Annotated in this window: 21 protein-coding genes; 13 read left to right on the plus strand and 8 right to left on the minus strand. The window is 35.2% G+C overall.

Annotated features, from left to right (window positions below; translation table 11 throughout):
* Positions 1-45 precede the first annotated feature (45 nt).
* Complete coding sequence (locus MHH42_RS03075; protein ID WP_000730354.1) at positions 46-1746, plus strand: M4 family metallopeptidase; 1701 nt, start codon at positions 46-48, stop codon at positions 1744-1746.
* 63 nt (positions 1747-1809) lie between these two features.
* Here the strand turns inward: MHH42_RS03075 and MHH42_RS03080 are convergent, their stop codons facing one another.
* Complete coding sequence (locus tag MHH42_RS03080; RefSeq protein WP_000852217.1) at positions 1810-2358, minus strand: TVP38/TMEM64 family protein; 549 nt, start codon at positions 2356-2358, stop codon at positions 1810-1812.
* A 399-nt stretch (positions 2359-2757) separates the two neighbouring features.
* On the opposite strand from MHH42_RS03080, the gene MHH42_RS03085 reads away from it, so the two are divergent.
* The gene (locus MHH42_RS03085) at positions 2758-3276 is read left to right on the plus strand and encodes an RNase A-like domain-containing lipoprotein (protein ID WP_000822696.1); all 519 of its coding nucleotides are present in this window, start codon (positions 2758-2760) and stop codon (positions 3274-3276) included.
* Between the two features lie 15 nt (positions 3277-3291).
* Positions 3292-3564, plus strand: coding sequence for a hypothetical protein (locus tag MHH42_RS03090; RefSeq protein ID WP_000288801.1), 273 nt, complete (start codon positions 3292-3294; stop codon positions 3562-3564).
* 54 nt (positions 3565-3618) lie between these two features.
* Here the strand turns inward: MHH42_RS03090 and MHH42_RS03095 are convergent, their stop codons facing one another.
* The 3 genes from MHH42_RS03095 to MHH42_RS03105 all read right to left on the minus strand — a co-directional run bounded on the left by MHH42_RS03095 (position 3619) and on the right by MHH42_RS03105 (position 7641).
* Complete coding sequence (locus MHH42_RS03095) at positions 3619-4881, minus strand: VanW family protein (RefSeq protein WP_000777338.1); 1263 nt, start codon at positions 4879-4881, stop codon at positions 3619-3621.
* 234 nt (positions 4882-5115) lie between these two features.
* The gene (locus tag MHH42_RS03100) at positions 5116-6132 is read right to left on the minus strand and encodes an LCP family protein (RefSeq protein ID WP_002105716.1); all 1017 of its coding nucleotides are present in this window, start codon (positions 6130-6132) and stop codon (positions 5116-5118) included.
* Between the two features lie 330 nt (positions 6133-6462).
* The gene (locus MHH42_RS03105; protein ID WP_000668851.1) at positions 6463-7641 is read right to left on the minus strand and encodes a NupC/NupG family nucleoside CNT transporter; all 1179 of its coding nucleotides are present in this window, start codon (positions 7639-7641) and stop codon (positions 6463-6465) included.
* 91 nt (positions 7642-7732) lie between these two features.
* On the opposite strand from MHH42_RS03105, the gene gloA2 reads away from it, so the two are divergent.
* The 3 genes from gloA2 to aspA all read left to right on the plus strand — a co-directional run bounded on the left by gloA2 (position 7733) and on the right by aspA (position 11136).
* Positions 7733-8119 (plus strand): SMU1112c/YaeR family gloxylase I-like metalloprotein, encoded by a 387-nt coding sequence (gene gloA2 / locus MHH42_RS03110; RefSeq protein WP_098180366.1) that lies wholly within the window; start codon positions 7733-7735, stop codon positions 8117-8119.
* A gap of 108 nt (positions 8120-8227) precedes the next feature.
* Positions 8228-9526: a hemolysin family protein gene (locus MHH42_RS03115; protein WP_016107511.1), complete on the plus strand. Its 1299-nt coding sequence runs from the start codon at positions 8228-8230 to the stop codon at positions 9524-9526.
* 173 nt (positions 9527-9699) lie between these two features.
* A complete protein-coding gene (aspA, locus tag MHH42_RS03120; RefSeq protein WP_016107512.1) occupies positions 9700-11136 on the plus strand; it encodes an aspartate ammonia-lyase in 1437 nt (478 codons plus the stop codon).
* Positions 11137-11221: 85 nt separating this feature from the next.
* Here the strand turns inward: aspA and MHH42_RS03125 are convergent, their stop codons facing one another.
* Complete coding sequence (locus tag MHH42_RS03125) at positions 11222-12841, minus strand: L-lactate permease (protein ID WP_016107513.1); 1620 nt, start codon at positions 12839-12841, stop codon at positions 11222-11224.
* 810 nt (positions 12842-13651) lie between these two features.
* On the opposite strand from MHH42_RS03125, the gene MHH42_RS03130 reads away from it, so the two are divergent.
* Positions 13652-13939: an ArsR/SmtB family transcription factor gene (locus MHH42_RS03130; protein ID WP_000081428.1), complete on the plus strand. Its 288-nt coding sequence runs from the start codon at positions 13652-13654 to the stop codon at positions 13937-13939.
* Between the two features lie 191 nt (positions 13940-14130).
* Positions 14131-14310, plus strand: a complete 180-nt coding sequence (locus tag MHH42_RS03135) for an acid-soluble spore protein H (RefSeq protein ID WP_016107514.1) — start codon at positions 14131-14133, stop codon at positions 14308-14310.
* A gap of 37 nt (positions 14311-14347) precedes the next feature.
* Here MHH42_RS03135 and MHH42_RS03140 read toward each other — a convergent pair whose 3' ends face one another.
* Positions 14348-15697, minus strand: a complete 1350-nt coding sequence (locus tag MHH42_RS03140) for a peptide MFS transporter (RefSeq protein WP_000338302.1) — start codon at positions 15695-15697, stop codon at positions 14348-14350.
* A gap of 380 nt (positions 15698-16077) precedes the next feature.
* Positions 16078-17046 carry an ABC transporter substrate-binding protein gene (locus MHH42_RS03145; RefSeq protein WP_001010273.1) on the minus strand — a complete coding sequence of 323 codons (969 nt, stop codon included), beginning with the start codon at positions 17044-17046 and terminating at the stop codon, positions 16078-16080.
* A 172-nt stretch (positions 17047-17218) separates the two neighbouring features.
* On the opposite strand from MHH42_RS03145, the gene MHH42_RS03150 reads away from it, so the two are divergent.
* Genes MHH42_RS03150 through MHH42_RS03160 form a run of 3 tightly spaced genes read left to right on the plus strand, consistent with a single transcriptional unit; the run spans position 17219 to position 20112 of the window.
* On the plus strand, positions 17219-18223 hold the full coding sequence (locus tag MHH42_RS03150) for a FecCD family ABC transporter permease (protein WP_000925228.1): 1005 nt from the start codon (positions 17219-17221) through the stop codon (positions 18221-18223).
* Positions 18220-19278 (plus strand): FecCD family ABC transporter permease, encoded by a 1059-nt coding sequence (locus MHH42_RS03155; protein WP_000760041.1) that lies wholly within the window; start codon positions 18220-18222, stop codon positions 19276-19278. The genes MHH42_RS03150 and MHH42_RS03155 overlap by 4 nt, the downstream gene beginning before the upstream one ends.
* 12 nt (positions 19279-19290) lie before the next feature.
* Positions 19291-20112 carry an ABC transporter ATP-binding protein gene (locus MHH42_RS03160; RefSeq protein WP_001167946.1) on the plus strand — a complete coding sequence of 274 codons (822 nt, stop codon included), beginning with the start codon at positions 19291-19293 and terminating at the stop codon, positions 20110-20112.
* Between the two features lie 31 nt (positions 20113-20143).
* Here MHH42_RS03160 and MHH42_RS03165 read toward each other — a convergent pair whose 3' ends face one another.
* The gene (locus MHH42_RS03165) at positions 20144-20875 is read right to left on the minus strand and encodes a class I SAM-dependent methyltransferase (RefSeq protein WP_340892880.1); all 732 of its coding nucleotides are present in this window, start codon (positions 20873-20875) and stop codon (positions 20144-20146) included.
* A 213-nt stretch (positions 20876-21088) separates the two neighbouring features.
* Here MHH42_RS03165 and MHH42_RS03170 point away from each other — a divergent pair, with 213 nt between their 5' ends.
* The gene (locus tag MHH42_RS03170) at positions 21089-22279 is read left to right on the plus strand and encodes a glycine C-acetyltransferase (protein WP_000095899.1); all 1191 of its coding nucleotides are present in this window, start codon (positions 21089-21091) and stop codon (positions 22277-22279) included.
* A 44-nt stretch (positions 22280-22323) separates the two neighbouring features.
* Positions 22324-23289, plus strand: a complete 966-nt coding sequence (locus MHH42_RS03175) for an L-threonine 3-dehydrogenase (RefSeq protein ID WP_000723133.1) — start codon at positions 22324-22326, stop codon at positions 23287-23289.
* Positions 23290-23342 lie beyond the last annotated feature (53 nt).

Below are 23342 nucleotides of genomic sequence, written 5' to 3' on the forward strand. Positions count from 1 at the left end.
TGAAACTACTCTTTTTCAAAAAAATTTTTATTAGGGGGAAGGTTCATGAAAAAGAAAAGTTTAGCGTTAGTGTTAGCGGCAGGAATGGCAGTTACTACATTTGGAGGGACAGGCTCTGCGTTTGCAGATTCAAAAAATGTGCTCTCTACGAAGAAGTACAATGAGACAGTGAAGTCGCCTGAGTTTATTTCTGGTGATCTAACTGGAGCAACTGGCAAGAAAGCGGAATCTGTTGTGTTTGATTATTTAAATGCAGCAAAAGGTGATTATAAGCTAGGGGAAAAGAGTGCGCAAGATTCTTTCAAAGTGAAACAAGTGAAAAAAGATGCTGTAACTGATTCAACAGTAGTACGTATGCAACAAGTTTACGAAGGAGTACCTGTATGGGGTTCTACTCAAGTAGCTCACGTAAGTAAAGATGGTTCTTTAAAAGTATTGTCTGGAACAGTTGCACCTGATTTAGACAAGAAAGAAAAGTTGAAAAATAAAAATAAGATTGAAGGCGCAAAAGCGATTGCAATCGCGCAGCAAGATTTAGGTGTAACACCGAAATATGAGGTAGAACCAAAAGCGGACTTATATGTATATCAAAACGGTGAAGAAACAACATATGCATACGTTGTAAATCTAAACTTCTTAGATCCAAGCCCAGGAAACTACTACTATTTCATTGAAGCAGACAGCGGCAAAGTGTTAAATAAATATAATAAACTTGATCATGTAACAAATGAAGATAAGTCACCAGTTAAGCAAGATGCTCCTAAACAGGAAGCAAAAGCTGCTGCAAAGCCAGTAACAGGAACGAATAAAGTGGGAACTGGTAAAGGTGTATTAGGAGATACGAAATCGCTTAATACAACGTTATCTGGGTCATCTTACTACTTGCAAGATAATACGCGCGGGGCAACAATTTTCACATATGATGCGAAAAACCGTTCAACATTACCGGGAACATTATGGGCAGATGCAGATAATGTTTTCAATGCAGCGTATGATGCAGCAGCAGTAGATGCTCATTTCTATGCTGGTAGAACATATGATTATTATAAAGCTACATTTAATAGAAACTCTATTAATGATGCAGGAGCACCATTAAAATCAACAGTTCATTACGGAAGTAAGTATAATAATGCATTCTGGAACGGTTCACAAATGGTATACGGAGATGGTGATGGTGTAACATTCACTTCATTATCTGGTGGAATTGATGTAATTGGTCACGAATTAACGCATGCTGTTACGGAAAATAGCTCGGATTTAATTTATCAAAATGAATCAGGAGCGCTAAATGAAGCAATTTCTGATATCTTTGGTACTTTAGTAGAATACTATGATAATCGTAATCCAGATTGGGAAATTGGTGAAGATATTTACACGCCTGGTAAAGCAGGAGATGCACTTCGCTCTATGAGTGATCCAGCGAAATATGGTGACCCAGACCATTATTCTAAGCGTTACACTGGTACTAGTGATAACGGTGGGGTTCATACGAACAGTGGTATTATTAACAAGCAAGCTTATTTATTAGCAAATGGCGGTACGCATTCTGGTGTAACTGTAACTGGTATTGGTAAAGATAAATTAGGTGCGATTTACTACCGTGCAAATACACAGTATTTCACGCAATCTACTACATTTAGTCAAGCTCGTGCTGGTGCAGTACAAGCTGCAGCGGATTTATATGGTGCTAGCTCTGCAGAAGTAAATGCAGTGAAGCAATCATTTAGTGCTGTTGGTGTAAACTAAGGATTTAAGGGATAGATATTAATAAAATACTTCAAAAATAAAGAAGGAGCATAGGCTCCTTCTTTATTTTTTTCTCCATTTTTTCCACAAATAGAACAATCCAATGCAACCTGCGATTGTTACAATCCACTTCGCTTCATTTGTTCCGTTCATAACATGATATGCCGAATATACTTCAATCAATAAGGCCGGTATTTTACCTATTGTACTGGCAATACTGAAGGAGAGTAATGACATTTTCCCTAGAGCTGCAAATAAAGTCACGATAATTGATGGGATGAAAGGTATAAATCGAAACGATAGAACGAGTAGAAAGGCCTCTCTACCTTCTACATAAAGAAGACGCTCTACTTTTGGATACTTATTTACTTTATCGTGAGTGAACTTTTGAAGGCCTATGCGATAAATATAAAACGAGATAATAGCGCCTAATGCTTCGCCTGCGATCGAAATGAGTGTGCCATTTGTAACGCCAAATAGCTGTATATTAATGGCGGTTAAAAAGATGCTAGGGATAAAACCTAAAAGACTGATGATGATATTGATTAAGATACTAAGTGGAATTGCGATTGAATAGTATTCTGTTAGGAAATTTTGAATCGTTTCTGCCATATTATAAAATCCTTTATCTTTTTTTGCATTACACCATATTTCGAATGGATAGGCAAGGAGAAATTTACATAATGTAGAAAACGTTGACAGAACGGCATTTGTATACGGTATATAGGTATTGGGTATACAAAAAAGGGGGTATATTTTAATTTGTTGAAAAACACTACATAAACCTTGTTTTTAAAGGGTTTATGTAGTGTTTTAAATGGTATTTTAATTCGGGAAATAATTAGAAAATCACAGGGGTATATTTTAAAGTAGGTGAAAAATAGTGGTTTGATGAAGATAGAGTGGTAAACATAGCAAAATAGCTGAAGGGTTTAAAAAATGTATGTGTTTTTTCGTTGTGAAATTGACTTTTAGTGAAGTTACGATAATAATCATGGAAGAGGTGATATGATGAAACGAATAAGTAGTCTTTTCTTCAGTAGTTTACTGGCATTGATGCTGATCTTAAGTGGATGTGCAGGAAAAGAACAAAAAACTGAGAAACAAACAGGGAATCAAGGTACGTCAGTAGAAAAAATTAGTGATAATATTTTAGATGAAATGGAAGGGCCGCCTAAAAATGGTCATACGATTGAAAGGCATGTAGGTAAATCAGAAGAGGATTTGAAGAATCGTTTGAAGACAGATAAAGTATCAGCGGCAAGTACATATTATGATAAAGAAACAGCGACGAAAGCTGTAAAAGATAGTTTGAAGCAACATGATAAAGAAATTCAAGATTGGTTAAAAAATTCTAAAGAGGCTCGTCTCGTATTAAATACAACTCATTCATTCCCGGTCGGGAAAACGGTAATAAAGAAAAATATGAATGTAAAAGATAAGTTAGTAAAAACTGTTACTGTTTTAGCGAGAGATAAGTCAGGAGATTTAGGATATAAGATTATTACTTCTTATCCATCTGACAAATAAGAAGGGGGAGTACATATGTATACGACATTACAATACTTTCTTAAATCATACTGTACGTTAAGTATTCATGAGGATGAAATAGTAAGCGTGATGGCAGAGTTTATAGAGCAAGAAGATGAAGAAATTGTTTTGAAATTACGCGATGAATTAGTATATATGAAGAACAAGAACGCGTGGGAAGAAGCGTGCGTACTGGCTGCGAAGCAAGGGAATCGTATATGGTCTTTAGAAGAAACGAAGGATCATCTTGAAACTTTTTTACTATTACTGCAAAAGAAAAAGGCGTGAGTAGATCACGCCTTTTTCTTTATGCTTTTTGAAATTTGTCCGTTTGATAGTATCTCATTGTTTTGGGGCACTTTTATATACGCTTTTTGAAATTTGTCCATTTGATAGTACTTCGCCGTTTTGTGTTACTTTTTTATACGTAACCGCTGTTATTTTATCATTAGTTCTACTAATTACTTGAGAAGAAACTTCAACATTTTTACCAGTATTTGTACCGAAAATGCGTGTAGTAATACTCCCTCCATTTGAAAATGCTTGAATATAAATATGATTACCTGTATTGTTTTTAAATTTTAAATCCGGACCATAGTCTGCCACTGCTGCATCTTGCCCAAGTGGTAAATAATTTACGGGCATAGAATGATTACTTCGAGAAACAATTCCTAAATCTGCCCTTAAAGCTGCGCTATATAAAGTACTACTGACTTGGCAAACGCCTCCGCCTGCACTTTGTATAACTTTACCTTGTGAATATACTGCGGCAGATTTATAACCATGTGCAGCATCAGTTACACCAACACGGCCATTAAAACTAAACGTTTCATCAGGTGCTACAATAACTCCACTTAAAGTATTAGCTGATTTATTTACGTTAAAGGATTGATTACCATTACGGCCAGCCATTGGAGTAGAGTACTCAGCAATTACTTCTTTAATCCCCATTTTCTGTATATCTTCTGTAGAACGTTCTGGTTTTATTAATGTAACCGGTAATGTAACATCTGATTTACCAGTAGTAATAGCTTCGTTTGTTAAATCGCGTAGTTTGCCTTTATCAATTTTTTCTCCGTTTTGACTTTGACTAACATTTACAGTAGAGCCTTCAATACTTAATTCTGCATTAACAGGATTTTTTAATGTTTCATTATATTTATCTTTTATAAAGGTTTCATAAGCTGTTGTATTTAATTGTGGTGTTAATTTATAGTCACGTTTTAATTCATCGTTTTCAGCTTGCTTCCGCATTTTGTAACGACTCATTACGTTTCCTTCTTGTTCTTTAAAGATTTTGTTTACAATATCTTTCTCTTTATAATTTATACCTAAATCTTTCCATATGTAAGTTTGTTTATCATCTTGGAATATGTAGGTAAGAGATTTTTGATCTAATTCATTTATTTTTTGATTAATAATTGCTTGAATATCTGCTTTATTTTTTCCAGCAAGAGAAATACCTTCAAACGTAGTATTTGGTAATGCGGTGTTATTTAATTGATTATTTAATTTGGATACATATTGATATCCACCAATACCGCCTACACAAAGTAATATGCCCCCTGCAATTGCAGAACCGATCAGTATTTTACTTAGCTTCATTTATTTCCCCCCAGAAATTTGTGTATAAATATATGTATTACATTTTTTGTATAAAAATGATGAAAATAACAGTATGTAAGTTCTAGTATACTATTATTTCCACTGTGTGTGTAATGTTTTTATAAAAAATGTTACACTGTTGTAATAATTGTCTCTTTTTGTCACAATATGCATGAAAAATTTGTTGAAAATTATAATAAAAAGGCTGTCTAGAAAAATCTAGCAGCCTTTTTATTATAATTTTTTATGCTCATTTTTATTCGTAACACCGAGATGTTCTTGAAGTGTTGTCGATATATTATTGACGCTTTTTTCGTTTGGAACGTAATAATAAATACCATCTATATATTTATCTGTACCTTCCACTTGAAATTTGTCCATTTTTAAACTTGAATCCATTGAATTTTTTGCAATTGTCATCATATCATCAAAAGTTAAATTTGTTTTTAAATCATTATCGACAGCATCTAGTAGGCCACCGATTTTATTAATGGAATTAAGAGATAGTGCTTTTTCGGCAATAGCTTCTAAAACAAGTTGTTGTCGTTGACCGCGCATATAATCGCTATCGATGTGACGAGTTCTAGCTAGTGCAAGTGCCTCTTCTCCGTTTAAATGTTGACGTCCTTTTTTAAGATGAATTGCATTTGCTTCGTCTTTACTATTTTGTTCTGTAAACTCAACAGGAACATCGACAGTAATACCGCCAAGGGAATCAACGATTTTGATAAAGGATTTAAAGTTAAATTTTACGTAGTAGTCAACAGGAACGTCTAAAAAGTTCTCTACTGTATCAATCGTGCTGTCTACACCGCCGAATACGTGTGCATGTGTAATTTTATCGTATTTATCACGTGACTTAATGTAGACGCGTGAGTCACGTGGAATGCTTACAAGTTTAACGGATTTATCGTTTTTATTAATTGTTGCAAGTAATAGCGCATCCGTACGAGTTGCTTTTCCATAATTTTTTTCTCTAATATCACTTTCATCAACACCCATAATAAGTACGGAAATGTTATCAGTCATAGGTTTAACTGCTTTTTCACGTTTGTTGGATTTATCTCCTCGACCTAGTTCAGAATAAGCGTTATTTAAAATGGATTTTGCTTTACTGTATATATGGAAGGAGTAACCTCCTGCTCCAAGTGCTACAATTAGTAATGGAATAAGAAGGAACCAAAGTAGGCGTTTTTTCTTTGAGCGTCCTTTTTTGGCTCGCATATTGTTGTTTGTGTCGGATTTCATCATTTTTTCTCCTTTAAAACTATCAAAGTGTATACATCTAGGTGTATTAAAACACATAAAAAATATTTTACGCTAAATAAAAGCGATTGTACATGTATAAAAAATAGATGTCTTGATTATTTATCCCGCATTAACGGGCAGTAAAACTCCCACCTCAAAGTCCAGCGAATGCAAGGAAGTTAGGTGGGAGTTAACTGCCCGTAAAAGCCCGATTGGTGAAGGCTAATACTCAGAGGGGGATAGTCCCCTCTGAGTAAAGTTTCACTTTATAAGACACCTATTCGTTATTGTATACAAAAGATAGGGATAAGAAAATGATAAAATTTTACCTAATTACAACATAATACTTACGATAATTGCAGATAAAATACTAACGAGAGTAGCTCCATATAGTAATTTAAGCCCAAACCTTGCGACAACGTTTCCTTGGTCTTCGTTTAACCCTTTTACTGCACCGGAAATAATTCCAATAGAAGAAAAGTTGGCAAAAGAAACGAGGAAAACAGAAATAATACCAACTGTACGGGGAGAAAGGCTATTGGAAATTTTACTAAGATCCATCATTGCTACAAATTCATTCGTTACAAGCTTCGTTGCCATAATGCTACCAGCTGCGACAATTTCAGAACTTGGTACACCGATAAGAAATGCAATAGGTGCAAATACGTAGCCGATTAATTGCTGAAAAGTAATGCCGAATATAATGAGGAATAGGTCATTAATGCAGCTAATCAATGCTACGAATCCGATGAGCATGGCGCCAACGACAATGGCTACCCGGAAACCATCAAGAATATATTCGCCAAGCATTTCAAAGAAACTTTGCTTTTCACCTTTTATTTCCAAAATATCTTCTTCATCTTTAACGTCGTAAGGGTTAATGATGAGTATGATAATAAAACCGCTAAATAAATTGAGAACGAGTGCGGTTACTACATATTTAGGTTCAATCATCGTCATATAGGCACCTACGATAGACATAGATACTGTTGACATGGCTGATGCACAAAGTGTATAAAGACGGTGTTTTGGAATTTGTGCTAATTGCTTTTTTACCGTAATAAAAACTTCTGATTGGCCGACAATAGCGGAAGCGATGGCATTGTAAGATTCTAATTTCCCAAGACCATTTATCTTGCTAAGAAAGAAACCAATCCAATGAATAAAAAATGGTAGTATTTTGAAATGTTGTAATATACCAATTAAGACGGAAATAAAGACAATCGGTAATAATACAGTAAGGAAAAATGACATCTCACCTTTATTTGCAAGACCGCCAAACACAAAGTTTATACCATCAGCAGCATACTCGAGTAGCTTTGTGAAAAGGCTGGAAATGAACCGAATAAGTATGAGACCAATTTCTGTATTTAATAATAAATAGGTTAAAATTAACTGTATAATAAGCATGATGAAAATAGGTTTGAATTTAATGTGTTTCTTATTATTGCTAGCAATATAAGCAAGGAAGAAAACGACGATAAGTCCGACAAAAAAAGTGATAAATTTCATAGTAAGCCCCCTAAAAGAGATGTTCTGCTATATATGTTTTTCATTTCAAGGGAGAATATGCATCTTTGGTAAAGAAAGGAATAGAGAAATCATGAATATATGTAAAGTGCATCACGTTGCAATTATTTGTTCGAATTATGAAGTGTCAAAATATTTTTATACTAGAATATTAGGTTTTAAAGTGGTGAATGAAGTATATAGAAAGGAACACGATTCTTATAAGTTAGATTTATGTGTAGGAGAAGAGTATCAAATAGAATTATTTTCATTTCCAAGTCCGCCTGAGCGCCCAAGTTTTCCAGAAGCAGCTGGACTTAGACATTTAGCATTTGCAGTTATAAATATAGAAGAAGCTGTGACGCATTTAAATCAATGTGGTGTTGAGACGGAATCGATACGTATTGATGAAATAACGGGGAAGAAATTCGTCTTTTTCCAAGATCCTGACGGTTTACCTTTAGAATTGTATGAGGTTTGAAAATTGGTGAATTTTATATAGGGTTGCTTTCTAATAATTGAAGAAACTAAAGTGAAACTTCTTTTTAAAAGGAGGTGTAACTTTAGCTAAGAAAGCTAAAGGACATATGTGGATATTTTAAAATTATTGATGGTAGCCATCCTTATTGCATTAACAGCTTTTTTTGTGGCTGTTGAGTTTGCAATTATTAAGGTGCGTAGCAGTCGCATTGATCAACTCGTTATTGAAAAACGACGAGGTGCATTGGCTGCTAAAAAAGTAACTGCAAATTTAGATGAGTATTTATCAGCATGTCAGTTAGGTATTACGATTACTGCGTTAGGGCTCGGGTGGTTAGGAGAGCCAACTATAAAACATTTACTCGAGCCATTGTTCTTAAAGTTACAATTATCTCCTGCAATTGCTAGTACAATTTCATTTATTATTGCCTTTGCGGTGATTACATTTTTACATGTTGTTATTGGGGAACTTGCCCCAAAAACATTAGCTATACAAAGGTCAGAGCAAGTTAGCTTATTATTATCGAAGCCACTTATTTATTTTTACCGAGTTATGTATCCGTTTATTTGGGCCTTAAATGGTTCGGCAAGGCTTGTAACAGGTTTATTTGGATTACATCCAGCTTCTGAACATGAAGTAGCTCATTCAGAAGAAGAATTAAGGTTAATCTTATCGGAGAGCTATGAGAGCGGAGAGATTAATCAAAGGGAATTTAAATACGTAAATAATATTTTTGAATTCGATAATAGAGTAGCAAAGGAAATTATGGTACCTCGTACGGAAGTTGTAGGATTATATGAGGACGAGCCGTTTGAAACACATATTACAGTAATTGCGCAAGAAAAATATACGAGATATCCTGTATTTGGTGAAGATAAAGATGAGATTATCGGAATGGTTAATGTAAAAGATTTATTTATTCGTTATATGGATGGTAATCGAGAGGAAGAGTGCTCGATTACACCATATACAAGGCCAGTTATTGAAGTATTAGAAAATATCCCAATTCATGATTTGCTATTACAAATGCAAAGAAGGCGAATTCCGTTAGCTGTATTATATGATGAATATGGTGGTACAGCAGGCATTGTCACGCTAGAAGATATTTTAGAAGAAATTGTTGGAGAAATTCGAGATGAATACGATGAAGATGAACACCCGCCTATCGAACACATAAGCGAAGGATGTAAAATTGTAGAGGGAAAAGTGCTTATTAGTGAAGTAAATGATTTATTTGGCATACATTTGGTTGCTGATGATGTAGATACAATTGGTGGTTGGATCATGGTACAAAAACAAGTCGTTGCTGAAGGGGATGTTATTGAGAAACATGGCTTTTATTTTAAAGTCCTTGAAAAGGATATGCATCAAATTAAACGAGTGGAGATAAAGAAAGTAGAAGAATGATTTTCTATAAACTTTAATAAAAAGGATATATAGAAAATTAAATGTTTGCGCTTTCAAAAGAGGTGCTATATAGTGAAGGTGGATACTGAAAAATTCTTCTGAATAATACTCGTATTTTGAGATGGCGGATTTTTTAGATAAGGATTTAGAATGAAAAAGTATAGGTGATGCAAATGATAGCAACGAAGGATATACGTATAGAAAAAGATTTTTTAGGTGAAAAGGACGTACCAAGTGTAGCTTATTATGGTGTACAAACATTACGTGCCGTAGAAAACTTTCCAATTACAGGATATCGCATTCATCCGTCACTCATTACGGCAATGGCAATTGTGAAAAAAGCGGCGGCACTTGCGAATATGGATACTGGTTACCTAGCTAAAGATATTGGGCAAGAAATTGCGGAAGCAGCACAAGAAATTGTTGACGGAAAGTTCCATGATCAATTTATTGTAGATCCAATTCAAGGCGGTGCTGGAACTTCTATTAATATGAATACAAATGAAGTAATTGCGAATAGAGCATTAGAACGTATGGGATACGAAAAAGGTGAGTATGCGAAAATTAGTCCAAACACGCATGTGAACATGGCTCAATCAACAAATGATGCTTTTCCAACGGGAATTCATATTGCTACTCTTATGATGTTAGAAGAGCTTCTTATTACAATGGAAGAACTTCATGCTGCTTTCCGTACAAAGGCAAAAGAGTTCGATCACGTCATTAAAATGGGACGTACACATTTACAAGATGCAGTGCCAATTCGCCTTGGACAAGAATTTGAAGCGTATAGCCGCGTGCTTGCGCGTGATATAAAAAGAATTAAACAGTCTCGTCAACATTTATATGAAGTGAATATGGGGGCGACAGCTGTTGGTACGGGATTAAATGCAAATCCTACGTACATTGAACAAGTGGTAAAACATTTACGAACATTTAGCGGATTCCCACTTGTCGGCGCAGAGCATTTAGTTGATGCAACGCAAAACACAGACGCATACACAGAAGTATCTGCGGCATTAAAAGTATGTATGATGAATATGTCTAAAATTGCAAACGATCTTCGTATTATGGCGTCTGGGCCACGTGTCGGATTAGCAGAGATTCAATTGCCTGCACGCCAACCAGGTTCATCTATTATGCCAGGTAAAGTAAATCCAGTTATGGCAGAAGTAATTAATCAAGTTGCTTTCCAAGTAATTGGTAATGATCATACAATTTGCTTGGCTTCAGAAGCAGGACAATTAGAATTAAACGTAATGGAGCCTGTGCTTGTATTTAATTTAATTCAATCTATTAGTATTATGAATAACGGATTCCGTGTATTCCGAGAATACTGTATTAAAGGAATTACAGCAAATGAAGAATTGCTGAAGCAATATGTTGAGAAAAGTGTTGGAATTATTACAGCAGTTAACCCTCACATTGGTTATGAAGCAGCATCTCGCATTGCTCGCGAAGCGATTGAAACAGGGAAATCTGTTAGAGAGTTATGTTTAGAACATGGTGTACTAACAGAAGAAGAATTGGATATTATTTTAGATCCATTCGAAATGACTCACCCTGAAATTGCTGGAGCTTCTTTATTAAAGGATAAAGTGAAACTTTAATCAGTGGGAGAGCATCCCACGTTAATGCGGGATAAAAAAATGTAATGTAAAAAACACCGATCCATTTGGATCGGTGTTTTATTTTTTAAAAGATATTAAATACAGCGTTTAATTGAAGTAAGCTAATAACTGCTAAGAAGATTAAGCTATATTTCATCACTGTTTTAAATAGAGCAGACTCTTTACCAACTAGTCCAACTGCTGCACAAGCAACTGCTACAGATTGTGGTGAAACCATTTTTGCTATTGTGCCACCAACTACGTTTAATGAAACGAGAGTAGATGGGACGATGTTTAATTGATCGGCAGTTACTGCTTGAAGTGGTGCGAATAGTGAACCACTAGATACTACTGAACCAGTAATGAATACGCCAATCCATCCTAAGATTGGAGAAAGAATAGGGAATGCATTTCCAGTAGAAGAGAATGCAAGTCCAAGTGTAGATGACATACCAGAGTAGTTCTCTACGTAAGCTAAAGCGATAACGCTACAAATTGTATATACTGGAACCTTTAATTCTTTTATTGTTTCAATCATTAATTCTTTAATCATTTTGCCGTTTACACGGTAGACGATAAGTGAAACGATAATTGCTAATACAATCGCAGTAGTTGTAGAAGAGAATACATCTAGTTTGAAAATCGCTGCGAAAGGTGTATCAGCTTTTGTGATTGGTGCAGTTTTTATAACTTGATTATGAAGACCAGGGAATTGAATGTTAAATACTAAGTTTGCTAATGGACCATCCGGAGCAAATAAAGCTTTAATTGGTTTTAAATTAAAGATTGTTACAAATGCAGTTAAGAATACGAATGGAGACCAAGCATATAAAATTTGATTGAATGTATGAGATTCTTTTTCTTCTTGTTTTTCTTCTTTAGCAGAAGATTTTGGTTGCCAAACACGTAAGAATAATGCAAGAGCGACCATACTTATGACTGCTGCGAAAATATTAGTAAGTTCAGCGCCTAAGAAGTAAGTTACAACGAACTGAGTAATTGCGAAAGAAACACCACTTACAAGAATACCTTGCCAAGTTTCTTTAATGCCTTTAAATCCATCTACCATTGAAACAAGTAAGAACGGTAAAACAATGCTAATGAATGGCAAAATGTAAACTGCTTGACGACCGACAGTTAATGCATCTATTCCAGTTAATTGTGCAGGTACTGTAACTGGAATACCCATAGCCCCCATAGCACCACCAGCGATATTAGCTACTAAGCAAATACCCGCTGCTTTTAATGGATTAAAGCCCATACCTACAAGTAATGCAGCTGTAATAGCAACCGGAACACCGAAACCAGCTGCGCCTTCTAAGAAAGCGCCGAAAGAATAAGCGATTAATAATACTTGTAAACGTTGATCATTTGTAATACTTGAAATGCTATCACGAATGACATTGAATTGTTCTGTTTTAACAGTTAATTTGTAAAGGAAGATAGCTGCGATAACGATAGTACAAATTGGATAAAATCCAGATAAAACACCAAATCCGGCAGATGCTACTGCTGCAGTTGTAGGCATTTTATAAACAAATATAGCAAGAATAATAGCAACAATTACACTGTAAAGCCCAGCCATGTAACCTTTCATTTTGAATCCCACTAAACAAATAATGAAGCAAAAAATTGGAAGTGCTGCGATTAGTGCAGATAGCCAAATATTGTTTAAAGGGTCATAAATTTGTGTCCAAGTACTCATAATAATGACAACTCCTATCTATTTTATGTGAAGAAATTCACATTATTTGTGAAACAATTCACAATCAACTTACATGCTTAGTATATTCTCCTTCAACACTATTGTCAACGTAAAAAAGTATAATTATTCCATAATAGTGTTAAAAGAAAGCTTTGTTCATAAAGTAGACAAAAAGCGCACTTAAATGTATTTGAGTGCGTTTTTTAAAGTGAAACTTTATTCAGTGAGTATTTTGTTCATATGTCATTGTCCCAATAGGTGTATAGTAGATGCCGTCTTTTGTATCGAATATAAAGTTTGATATATTGCACTTATCTGTCCTGTTTGATCTAGTGGGGGAAGGAGTGGTTTATTTCATTATGAGGTTTTGAATAACATTCCAGCCAAATGTAATATGAATAAAAAATAAGAAGCAAATTCTTAATACTAGAGCATCTCTTTTTACTGAAAATTCCTTTTAGTGTAACAAAGAGGTTAAGTATACTCCAACTACTTTACGGAAGTTTATCAATTATAGACGGTATTTTACAATATCATTACTTTGCGTTTCAATGAGGTGAAAATATAACAAAAAGCCTGATAAAACAACGTTTGCAAGCAAAGTATTTGTAGCCCTTTGTTTTGCTTTTTCGTTATATCATATAGTATAATATTCAAAATCAGTAAGGATTTTTTCCTGAATTCTATGCTGATAAAGGTGGAAAAAATTTTCAGCGTTATAGGTTGATAAAGTTATGTCGTAACAGGAAATATAAGAACAGATATATAAATAAATAAAAAGAAAATAAAAACGAAAATGAGGGGAACTTTATGAGCCAAAATCAATTCGAATGTCGTATTTCAGAAGAAGATGTACAAATGTTAAGAGCGTTAGCGCATCCTTTGCGTCTACGCCTAGTAATGGAACTAATGCAACGTGGAACGTGTAATGTAACACAACTACAGGAAGTATTAGAAATTCCGCAATCAACGGTTTCACAACATTTAACAAAGTTAAAGCAAAATAAGGTAGTACGCTTTGAGAGACGAGGATTAGAAGTGTATTATCAAATCCATAATGATAAAGTAAGTGCAGTAGTAAAAACATTATTTTCTTAAAATTTGAATATTATGGAAAAAGACGTGTGAAATATACGTCTTTTTTTATTTGTCAGAAAGGTATCGAGAGAGTAAATATTAACAGGTGAGGAAGAAATGACTATCAATCAACATGCTGCCTTACGGAATATATTCTAAAAGGAAAAGAAAAAATAGAAAGGAGTGTAGTAAGCAAAAGGAGGGATAGTAGTATGGATGTGCAACGTGTGAAACAAATCTTATCTTCTTCAAGTAAAATTGACGTTACATATGAGGGCGTACCAGTATGGATTGAGAGCTGTGATGAGCAGAAGGGGAGTGCCCAAGTGTATGACGTATCTAATCCTGGTGAGAGCGTTCATGTGGACGTGATGGCTTTAGAGGAGAAATAATAAAAAAGACGCTTCTAATTTTAGAAGCGTCTTTTTGTTATTCCATCATATGTGCAATTTTCTTAGAGAACATAAGAAGTACTAATCCTAGTACGATTACGATAACACCGATGCTTGCAAATACTTCTAAATATCCTAAAGATTGAGTGAAAGCAGCTAATTGTCCTGCTAATAAGTTTGCAAAGCCAGTACCAGCTAACCATACACCCATTAATAATGATGCTAATTTAACAGGAGCGATTGCACTTACCATAGATAATCCAATTGGTGATAAGAATAGTTCACCGATTGTGTGGAACATGTAAGTGAATACAATGAATAGTAAGTTTGCTTTCATTGTAATGTTACCTTCATCGCTACCAGTTTTTAGAACAGCTAAAGTTAAAACTAAGTACCCGACTCCTAGTAAAATCATACCAAAAGCCATTTTTGTAGGGATTTTTAAATCACCATTTTTTGTTTTTGAAAGTTTAATCCATAATGCAGAAACTGGTAATGCTAATAAGATAATGAATAATGGGTTTACAGATTGGAACCAAGGTGTTGGAATTGTAAATCCACCAATTGTACGATCTACGAACTTATCTGTGTAAAGTGTTAAAGAACTACCAGCTTGTTCAAATCCTGCCCAGAAGAATACAACGAAACAAGTTAAAATTAAAATTGCAACAGTACGTTTTTTCTCTTGTGGTGTTAAAGGTTTTTTCTCAACAGCTTTTGCATTTTGTTCTTTAGATTTTTTACCCACAACTGTTGTTCCAGCTGATCCTAAGTAACGAGGTGCTAATAAGTTAAATGCAATCTGCCCAATAATCATACCGATACAAGCTGTTAAGAAACCGTATCTATAATCTGCGAAGTAACCGCAAATGAATGGAGCGATAAGAGCTCCTAAGTTGATTCCCATGTAGAAGATAGTGAAGGCACTATCACGACGAGAATCGTTGTCGCTATATAATTGACCTAGTAAAGTCGAAATATTTGGTTTGAAGAATCCGTTACCGATAACTAATAATCCTAATCCTAAAAATAGTCCAGTTTTCGTATTCATTGAAAATAGTACGAAGTTACCAATCGCCATAATGATACCGCCAATAGTAATGGCGTGTCGTTTCGTAATGAAATGGTCAGTTAACCAGCCACCAATAATAGGTGTGAAATATACAAGCATTGTGAAAATACCGTAAATTTGAACTGCAACTGCTTTATCAAAGCCTAAACCGCCGCTTACTAAGCTCGTTGTTAAATAAAGAACTAATAAGCCACGCATTCCGTAATAACTAAATCTTTCCCATGCTTCTGTAAAGAACAACAAGTATAACCCTGGTGGATGTTTTTTTGGTGATTGTTGCTCTCCAGCTTTGTCTAATTTTAAAGCTGCATCCATTTTTGTTTCCCCCTAATCCTGTATAACGGATATTTATGTAATCATTTTAATTTACAAAATATTTAGAAGTCAATAGAATTATATGGAAATAGAAAGAAAATTTCTAAAAAAGTTCTATTTTCTTCAACCGTTATTGTATTTTGCCCTGAAAATTTGATAATAAGCGTTTTCAAATGTAGTAATTGAATTCTAAACGAATTTAAAATAGTGATTAATCAGAAAATTTAGATTAAAATATTTATTCTGATATAGAGAAAATATATTCTATTTACTTTTATAATATAACATATTGGGAATAAAAATACAAAATGAAATAATGTGACACTTCAGTGAAATGAAAAAACCAGCTCCATAAAAGAGGGGAGCTGGTTAGAATAAATTTATTTAACGAAGCGTTTTTCAATGTCGTCTAGTAGCAAGTTAGCAGCCATTACACCGCCAGCTGTATTCCAAATAACGTCGTCAACTTTGTATGCTTTTCCGTTCTTTACTGCATTTAAGTTTTTAAATAGAGGATCGTTTATATATTCTTTTTCTAGTTCAGAACCTTTTTTCTCATTGCCTTTATCGAATGTGAAGTAGAATAATACATCGCCATCCATTGCCGAAATACGTTCTTTAGATACGTTACGCTCTGCAAAATCATCTTTATTTTGATCACCAGGACGTTTAAATCCAAGTTCTTTTAAAATAACACCAGAGAATGTATCACCGTGATAAATACGAACATCACCAGGCATAAAGCGTACCATAGAAATTTCTTGATTTACTTTATCACCAAGTTTGCCTTTTAAATCTTTCATACGTGTTTCGTAATCAGCTAAAACCTTTTGGCCTTCTTTTTCTTTATTTAATGCTTTTGCATAAAATTTGAAGTTATCTTTCCATTCACCACGTAATGTTTCTGAGAACACAGTAGGTGCAATTGCTTTTAGTTGTTCGTACACTTTTTCGTGGCGCATTTTGTTACCAATAATTAAGTCCGGTTTTAAAGAAGCAATTGTTTCAACGTTAACTTGTCCTTCATCACCAACAACTTTTACATCTTTCATTTTATCCTTAATATGTGGATACCATGGGTCACCAGTCCAAGACTTTACAGCACCAACTGGTTTCACACCTAATTCAAGTAAAGCTTCAGTTCCTTCATTTGTTAAGATAACTACACGTTTTGGATTAGCAGGAACTTCTGTTTTACCCATTGCATGTTCTACAGTAACCACTTCTTTTTTATTATCTTCTTTTGTAGATTCTTCTTTGTTATTTGATTTTCCACAAGCACTTAAAAGCATTGAAAATGCTAGTAAAAATACAAATACTGTAAACGATTTCTTCCGCATGAAATTCATTATGTACCCCCTACATGTTGAGAATATTTTTCAATAGCAAGCATGATATTAAGCCTTTATCTTTTGATTGTCAATACATATGGCTGAAAATAATTCTCATTTCCGTTGACAATGAGAATTAAGTTGAAATACACTAACAACGTATCATTATACATTGAAGGGGAAACGCTGCATGTTATTAAAAACAAATCGAGCAAAATGGATTGGATTATTTGTTGGAATCATTGCAGTCGTTATTTGTATTTGGGGAAGTATTATTTTCGGATATACAAATACGAGTTGGAAACTAGCATTGGATGCTTTTTTCCATTTTAATGGTTCCAATGAACATATTATTATTCAAAATGTACGTCTGCCTAGGGCGTTAATTGCAGCTAGTGTTGGTGCTAGTTTAGCCATTGCAGGCTGTCTTATGCAAACTTTAACTAAGAATCCACTTGCTTCACCAGATTTTATTGGATTAAATTCAGGCGCTGCGTTCTTCATAGTTGTAGCAATTGTTATCTTTTCCGTGACGTCATTATCGGCTTTCACGTGGATTGCCTTTTTAGGAGCGGCAATTGCAGCTGTACTTGTATTTGCTTCTAGTTCTTTAGGAAAAGAAGGGACGACTCCTCTTAAGTTAACATTAGCAGGTGTCGCGATAAGTGCTTTATTTTCATCATTAACACAAGGGTTGCTTGTTTTGAATGAAAAGGCAATGGAAGAAGTATTGTTTTGGCTTGCCGGATCTGTACAAGGAAGAAAAATAGAAATTTTACAATCTGTATTTCCGTATTTATTAGTAGGATGGATTGCCTCTCTTATGATGGCAGGGAAAGTAAATACATTGATGATGGGAGAAGATGTTGCAAAAGGTCTCGGACAACGAACAATTTTAATGAAATCATTCGTACTACTCATTATTGTATTGTTGTCGGGTGGTTCAGTTGCGGTTGCTGGCCCAATAGGATTTATAGGAATTGTAACTCCGCATTTTGCCAGATTTCTTGTTGGAGTTGACCACAGATGGAGAGTGCCCTATAGCGGATTGTTAGGTGCAATACTATTAATCTTAGCGGATATAGCCGCAAGATATGTCATTATGCCACAAGAAGTACCAGTAGGGGTTATGACAGCATTTATCGGGGCCCCATTCTTTATTTATATTGCACGTAAGAGAGGGCTTAGCAAATGAAGAAGTATATCCCGTTTCGTATAGGAAAAGATGGATTCTCGTTTTTAATGTATAAACGAGCTAGTCTCGTCTTGGTGAGTTTATTAGTAATTTTAATAGGATTATTTTTTGCAAGTGCAGGTATGGGAGATATGAAGATTGCTCCTTATGACGTATGGCAAGCGATTACTGGAAATGGCGATGCGATGTCAAATATGGTTGTAAATAAGTTTCGTATGCCGCGTATTTTAATTGCGATCCTTGTAGGAATTGCACTTGCTGTAGCAGGTTGTATTTTACAAGGGCTCGTTAGAAATCCGCTTGCTTCCCCTGATATCATTGGAATTACAGGTGGTGCAAGCGTAGCAGTTGTACTCTTTTTAGCTATATTTAGTGATAAAAACAATGCGCTAACAGTAAGCATTCATTATATGCCGCTCGCAGCTTTTGCTGGAGCGACGATTGTAGCGCTTTTTGTATATTTATTTGCATGGAAAAATGATGGCTTATCACCGATTAGTCTTGTTTTAATTGGTGTTGGATTTTGGGCGTTAACGAAAGCGGCAACAACGTTATTTATGTTATTAGCACCAATTTATCAAGCGAGCCAAGCAAATGTATGGATTACAGGTACTGTTTACGGCTCTTCATGGCAAAATGTGATGGTACTTGCGCCTTGGGTGCTCATTTTAACGGTAATATCCTTTATTGCTGCTAGACATTTAAATGCACAAGAGCTAGGGGATGATATAGCGGTAGGACTTGGTGTTCCTTTAACGAAGTCGCGTGTATTTATGTTATTACTTAGTACAGCTTTAATTGGTGGGGCGGTTGCCTTTGCCGGAGGGATTGGGTTTGTTGGTTTAATGGCACCTCATATTTCGCGAAGATTAGTTGGTTCTTTATACGGTGCATTACTCCCAGTTGCAGCTATTGTCGGTGCAATTTTAGTACTCGCTGCGGATTTAATCGGGCGCACAATTTTCACACCACTTGAAATTCCAGCAGGGGTATTTACATCAGCAATTGGTGCACCTTATTTTATTTATTTACTTTATAAAAGTCGGAATTCATAAAGGGAGATGAATATGCAAAAAGCATTGGAGACAAAACGCTTGACGCTGTCCTATGGTGAAACAATTATTATCGATGAGTTGGATTTAGAAATTCCAAAAGGTGAAATTACAATCTTCATCGGTTCTAACGGTTGTGGAAAATCAACTTTATTACGTTCACTAGCTAGATTATTAAAGCCAACAAATGGTGATATTTTGTTAGATAATCAAGCGTTACAAAGTATGCAAACGAAGCAAATTGCTCGTCAAATGGCAATCTTACCGCAAGGACCCCAAGCACCAGAAGGGCTTACAGTATTGCAACTTGTAAAGCAAGGACGTTATCCATATCAAACTTGGTTAAAGCAATGGTCAGAAAAAGACGAGGAAATGGTACAGAAGGCACTTGCAGCAACAGGTATGACAGAATTTGCTGAACGGGATGTGCATGCTCTTTCAGGTGGGCAACGTCAACGTGCTTGGATTGCAATGACGCTTGCACAAGATACAGACATTATTTTACTAGATGAGCCAACTACATATTTAGATATGACTCACCAAATTGAAGTGCTAGATTTATTATTTGAATTAAATGAAACAGAGCAACGAACAATTGTTATGGTATTACACGATTTGAATTTGGCATGCCGTTATGCAGACAACATTGTAGCTATTCAAGATAAACGAATATATGCACAAGGTAAACCAGAAGAAGTTATTGACCAGAAGTTAGTTCGGGATGTATTCCGTATGGAGTGTCAAATCAGTACGGATCCGTTGTTTGGAACACCACTATGTATCCCGCACGGAAGAGGAAGACGATTAGTTAAAGAAGTTGCTCAAGCAATGAGATAACGAAAAAAGACGATGGGGATTCATCGTCTTTTTATTTTTTGCAAGAAAATAATAGAAAGAGGGGAATTCGTAAACGTCGTTCATATTCCTCTTCACTTTGAAAATAGGTTTGATTTGGTGTAGCTTCTTTTAGATTTATAATGGTAAATCCGGCTTGCTGTAATAATGTGAAATACTCTTCCGTTGTACGATGATATTTAATAACTTCTTGGTCAATCCATGGTTCAACCCGTTTGCCTAGTTTAAAATAATCATCGACGAACCAGCTCGTTCTTTTACCACTCGTTTGCAAGCTTTCAAATGAAGAGGTAATAACAGGATGTTGAACGCTAAAGATGAAGGTTCCATTTGTTTTTAAAGTTTTGTACACATTTTGAAAAATGATATGAAGATGTTCAATATAATGTAAAGCGAGTCTAGATGTGACTAAATCAAAAGTGGATGGGGAGTATGTATAATCTTTGAGGTTTATCAAATGAACAGATCCATTTTTATTTTCTAGTTGTTTTTTAGCTTTTTCATACATAAGCTGAGAGCCTTCAATGCCAGTGTAAGAGTGGCATCCGTTTTCTAATAATTCCTCGCCAAACTTAGCATCGCCACAACCTAAATCGAGAATTTGTTTTCCTTTTACATCACCAATGAGTTGAAAGAATGCTGGCTTTTCAATGGATTCATTGGGGCTATTTTCGCGGTATCTTCGTTCCATATATTGCTCAAAAAACGCTTCGTTATTATATACATCAGATTCTGTAAATGCCATGTTTGAAGCCTCCCTAAATATTTTTTTAATTCTATCAAATATGGAATGTAAATGATAGATTTCTTGTAATGAATCATATATAATTAAAATTTGTAAGCGGTTTCTTTAAACTATTTTTCTATAATAAATTCTGAAAACGTGTTAAGCTAGTAGAGGGATTATTAGAACTATTAAGACAATAATCCGCTTACATGAACGATGGGAGGCTTCACGATGTCTAGTAAAACACTTGCGAAATTTTTAGAAGAAAATTTAGAGGATTTAAAATCAAAGGGGCTTTATAACGTAATTGATCCGCTTGAAAGTCCAAATGGACCGATTATTACAATTGGCGGCAAAGAATATATTAACTTATCTTCAAACAACTATCTTGGATTAGCGACTGATAATCGCTTACAAGAAGCAGCGATTGGTGCAATTCATAAGTACGGTGTTGGGGCAGGAGCTGTTCGTACAATTAACGGTACTTTAGATTTGCATATTAAATTAGAAGAAACAATTGCAAAGTTTAAACATACAGAAGCAGCAATTGCTTATCAATCAGGATTTAATTGTAATATGGCAGCGATTTCAGCTGTTATGGATAAAAATGATGCGATTCTTTCAGATGAATTAAATCATGCATCTATTATTGATGGTAGTCGTCTATCAAGAGCGAAAATCATCGTTTATAAACATTCTGATATGGAAGATTTACGCCAAAAAGCAATCGCGGCGAAAGAATCAGGTCTTTACAATAAATTAATGGTTATTACAGACGGTGTTTTCTCAATGGATGGAGATATTGCAAAATTACCAGAAATTGTTGAGATTGCAGAAGAGCTAGATTTAATGACATATGTAGATGATGCACATGGTTCAGGGGTACTTGGAAAAGGTGCAGGTACTGTGAAGCACTTCGGTCTTTCTGATAGAGTTGATTTCCAAATTGGTACATTATCAAAAGCAATTGGGGTAATTGGTGGATATGTAGCAGGGAAACAAAACTTAATTGATTGGTTAAAAGTTCGTTCACGTCCATTCTTATTCTCTACAGCATTAACACCAGCTGATGCAGCAGCTTGCATGAGATCAATTGAGATCTTAATGGAAAGCACAGAGTTACACGATCGTTTATGGGAAAATGGTCGCTATTTAAAACAAGGGTTAAAAGAACTTGGCTTTAACATCGGAGAAAGTGAAACGCCAATTACACCTTGTATTATTGGTGATGAAGTATTAACACAAGAATTTAGTAGACGTCTAAATGAAGAAGGTGTATACGCAAAATCTATCGTGTTCCCAACTGTAGCTAAAGGAACAGGACGCGTTCGTAATATGCCTACAGCAGCTCATACGAAGGAAATGCTAGATGAAGCAATTCTTAAATATGAAAAAGTAGGGAAAGAAATGGGCATCATTTAAGTAACGACATCTTTTGAATAGCTTGCAAATGAGGAGTGGGGAAAATGAAAAAAATTCTAGTAACCGGTTCTTTAGGGCAAATTGGTTCTGAACTAGTAATGAAACTTCGTGATGTATACGGCGCATCAAACGTTATTGCAACAGATATTCGTGAAACAGATAGTGAAGTAGTAACGTCTGGTCCATTTGAAACGTTAGATGTAACAGATGGGCAAAAACTACATGATATTGCAAAGCGTAATGAAGTAGATACAATTATTCATTTAGCAGCTTTACTTTCAGCAACAGCAGAAAAAAATCCGTTATTTGCTTGGAATTTAAATATGGGTGGACTTGTAAATGCATTAGAAGCAGCTCGTGAATTAAACTGTAAGTTTTTCACGCCAAGTTCTATCGGTGCATTCGGTCCATCAACGCCGAAAGATAATACGCCACAAGATACAATTCAGCGTCCTACTACGATGTATGGGGTAAACAAAGTAGCAGGAGAATTACTATGTGATTATTATCATCAAAAGTTTGGCGTTGATACGCGCGGTGTACGTTTCCCAGGCTTAATTTCTTACGTAGCTCCTCCAGGAGGCGGAACAACTGACTATGCAGTTGAAATTTATTATGAGGCGATTAAAAAAGGTGCATACACCTCATACATTGCTGAAGGAACGTACATGGATATGATGTATATGCCAGATGCTTTACAAGCGATCATTTCATTAATGGAAGCTGATTCAAGTAAGCTAGTGCATAGAAATGCGTTCAACATTACAGCAATGAGCTTCGAGCCAGAGCAAATTGCAGCATCAATTCGTAAACACATTCCGACGTTTACAATGGATTACGCAGTAGATCCAGCTCGTCAAACAATCGCTGATAGCTGGCCAAACTCTATTGATGCAACAGCAGCAATGAAAGAGTGGGGCTTTAAAGCAGAATACGATTTAGACAAAATGACAACGGACATGTTGGCTAAGTTAAAAAAAAAGCTCACAGCTGAGTTAGTGATGAACTAATAGGAAGGGTCGATTCTTAGGAATCGGCTCTTCATTCTTTTTGAGAGGGGGAA

The sequence above is a fragment of the Bacillus sp. FSL L8-0099 genome, assembly GCF_038006385.1.
GTDB classification, from domain to species: Bacteria; Bacillota; Bacilli; order Bacillales; family Bacillaceae_G; genus Bacillus_A; species Bacillus_A toyonensis.